This window comes from Kamptonema sp. UHCC 0994 (assembly GCF_029167235.1).
Classification (GTDB): Bacteria; Cyanobacteriota; Cyanobacteriia; order Cyanobacteriales; family Microcoleaceae; genus Kamptonema.
The window spans coordinates 1-2,966 of record NZ_JARFTR010000096.1 but is presented as its reverse complement, the minus strand read 5'-3'; the positions used below and the strand labels follow the sequence as shown (position 1 = coordinate 2,966).

The following is a 2,966-nucleotide window of genomic DNA, read 5'->3' as shown; positions in this document are numbered from 1 at the left end:
CTGATAGACAAGAATTTGACGATCGCCAGCAAGTAGTGACGGCGATCGGTAACGTAATTGTTAGGTTTCAGCAAAGTGTAATCGATGCCGATCGCGCAAGTATTCGCAACTAACATCCCCTCATAAGTATCAGCACTACTTCCAGGGGAACCCAACCCATCGCTGTAAAGTTCCTGAGTCGAAATTTTGACATTCGCTTCCCTAGCAACCGCCTCTATCAGCTTTGGGTTAACAGTCGTCTCCGCAAAAATCGTTGGTACTCCAGTGGATTTAATTTCCTCAGAAAGTTCCGCAATCCGTTTTGGCGTTGGTTGTTCCTCCGTACTTACCCCCTGTAAAGCCCCTGCAATTTCCAAACCGTAGGCATTGGCATAGTAACTTAAAGCATCATGGGTAGTAATTAACTTGCGTTTGTCAGCGGGGACGGTGGCAATTTGAGCCTTAATCCAAGTATCCAACTGTTCCAACTCGCCAGTAAGTTTTTTCGCATTGCGGCTGTAGAGTCCGGCATTACTAGGAGTAAGCTTTTCCAATTCGTCACTAATCGCGGTCACGATACCAATACCATTCCTGGCATTATGCCAAACATGGGGATCGGCAACCAGTTCGCCTTCTGTATGGTTGTGGTCAGAGGTTTCAGTTTTCTCGTCACTGTGCGAATTGTGGGATTCTTCCTCCTGTTCGTGTTCATCCCCCATCAGGGGTTTTGGGACAGCTTTCTCGTGGACGGCGATTTTGAGTGCAGGATTGGTGGTGGATTTGATTAACTTCAGCAGTGTCGGTTCGAGGTTGTAACCACCGTAAAAAATTAGGTTTGCTGTTTCAATAGCTTTACGGTCTTCTGGCTGAGCTTGATAAGTGTGGGGGTCTTGACCTGGCTTGATTAAACAGGTTATGTCGATCGTATTCTGGGCAATTTCTCTGGTGAGATCGCACAAAACGCCAGTAGTAACGACTACTTTTGGCTTGGGTGCGCTGGTTTGAGCTGGAGTTGAGGCGGGAGTAGCTTGGGTTTGGTTCCTATCGACGGGGGCTGTATTGCTGGTGTTGGTGTCTCTAGCACTGCATCCAGCGAGTTCTAAGGCGATCGCCACAGCAACAGCACCCGAAATTAGTTGAGTTTTTCTTTGTAATCTCTTTAACATTTTCTAATTTAGAACGATAATCGTTATTAGTTGTCACCGTACTCTATTCTAGGAGATATGGGAACAAGAATCGTTATCATAAAATTGAATTATGCTCGAAGTTCAAAACCTGGCCGTTAGCTATCAAGGGGAGTGCGTTCTCAAGAGTCTTAGTTTCAAGTTAGAACCAGGGCAATTAGTTGGAGTCCTCGGCCCCAATGGAGCGGGGAAAAGTACCTTAGTAAAAGCGATGCTGGGATTGGTTCCTACTCGGTGTGGTCGGGTGTTGTACGAAGGGCGACAGTTGAAGGATCAGTTACGGCGGGTTGCTTATGTGCCACAGCGATCGCAAATTGACTGGGACTATCCAGTGACAGTGTGGAATGTAGTGATGATGGCTCGCACAGTGCAGACCGGTTGGTTCCGAAAACCTTCTCGCCAGTCGCAAGAATTAGCTTCATCAGCATTGCAGCGGGTAGGGATGTGGGAATATCGATCGCGGCAAATTGGCGAATTATCAGGGGGACAACAGCAACGGATATTTTTAGCGCGATCGCTTGCTCAGCAAGCTGATGTGTTTTTCTTTGACGAACCGTTTAATGCGATCGACAAAACCACAGAAGAGATCGTCTTCGACATTTTTCGGGAACTGAAAGCCCAAAATAAAACTTTGCTAGTAATCAGCCACGATTTAGGAGAAACCTTGAAACAATACGACCATTTATTATTACTAAACAAGCAGCTAATTGCCGCCGGATTGCGTCGAGAAGTGCTAACTGCTGCTAATATTCAAAAAGCTTATGGCTACGATTTAAGTTTAGTTTCAGCATGAAGAAATTGCTAATTGCTAATTGCTAATTGCTAATTGCTAATTGCTAACTGGGAAAAATCCCCCGTCTCCTCCTTCTTCCTTCTTCCTTCTTCCTTCTTCCTTCTTCCTTCTTCCTTCTTCCTTCTTCCTTCTTCCTTCTTCCTTCTTCCTTGATCTGAGGTGATTAAATGTTGAATTGGATAATTGAACCATTAAAATTTGAGTTTATGCGAAATGCGATCGCGACTGGTATCTTGTTAGGAATACTGTGTGCAGTTGTCGGTTCTTATTTAATTGTACAGCAGATGGGTATGATTGTAGAAATGATTGCCCACTCGGTATTACCAGGACTACCGATCGCATTTGTTTTTGGAGTTAATATTTCCATTGGAGCTTTTATATCTGGAGTTATTAGTGCTGTAATCATGGCTTGGATTCAGTCTCAATCGCGACTGAAAATTGATGCAGTTATGGCCTTAATCTTGTCTACTTTTCTAGCCCTTAGTGTCGCCCTAATTAGTTTGTTAAAAACAACTAAATTAGACCTTCAAGGCTTTCTTTTTGGTAATATATTATCAGTATCGCCTGCTGACGTGCAGCACACCTTGGCGATTACTGTCATAGTTTTGATTTTCGTTAAACTCTTTTACAAAGAACTATTGTTTTATACCTTTGATAGATTGGGCGCTCAAGCGAGTGGCTTGCCAGTTAATGTAATTTATTTTGGCATGATTGCTGCCATTACGCTGACGATTGTAGCAAGTTTACAAACAGTTGGTGCGCTGCTAGTAATTTCTTTGCTAATCGGGCCTGGAATTACTGCATATTTATTAGTAAAAGAACTACATTTAATGATGGGATTAGGAGCAGTTTTAGGTAGTTCGGCTAGTGTGGCGGGGATGTATTTTAGCTATCACTTAAATATTCCATCCGGCCCTGGAATTGTCTTAGTAATCTTTGGGCTATTTGTGTTAGCTTTACTTTTCAGTCCTAGCCAAGGAATTTTTACTAGAAAGAGATTTCAGGAGTAA

General features: G+C 43.5%; 4 protein-coding genes. 2 read left to right on the top strand and 2 right to left on the bottom strand.

What is annotated here, in order from left to right:
- A partial coding sequence (locus PY364_RS09405) for a zinc ABC transporter substrate-binding protein (RefSeq protein WP_275522045.1) occupies window positions 1-1,145 on the bottom strand: 1,145 nt, incomplete at its 3' end.
- 91 nt (window positions 1,146-1,236) lie between these two features.
- Between PY364_RS09405 and PY364_RS09400 the strand changes: the two genes are divergently transcribed.
- Window positions 1,237-1,956: a metal ABC transporter ATP-binding protein gene (locus tag PY364_RS09400; protein WP_275522044.1), complete on the top strand. Its 720-nt coding sequence runs from the start codon at window positions 1,237-1,239 to the stop codon at window positions 1,954-1,956.
- Window positions 1,957-1,992: 36 nt separating this feature from the next.
- Here the strand turns inward: PY364_RS09400 and PY364_RS09395 are convergent, their stop codons facing one another.
- Window positions 1,993-2,148 (bottom strand): hypothetical protein, encoded by a 156-nt coding sequence (locus PY364_RS09395; protein WP_275522043.1) that lies wholly within the window; start codon window positions 2,146-2,148, stop codon window positions 1,993-1,995.
- Between PY364_RS09395 and PY364_RS09390 the strand changes: the two genes are divergently transcribed.
- Window positions 2,124-2,966: a metal ABC transporter permease gene (locus PY364_RS09390; protein ID WP_275522042.1), complete on the top strand. Its 843-nt coding sequence runs from the start codon at window positions 2,124-2,126 to the stop codon at window positions 2,964-2,966. The two genes, PY364_RS09395 and PY364_RS09390, sit on opposite strands and share 25 nt — an antisense overlap.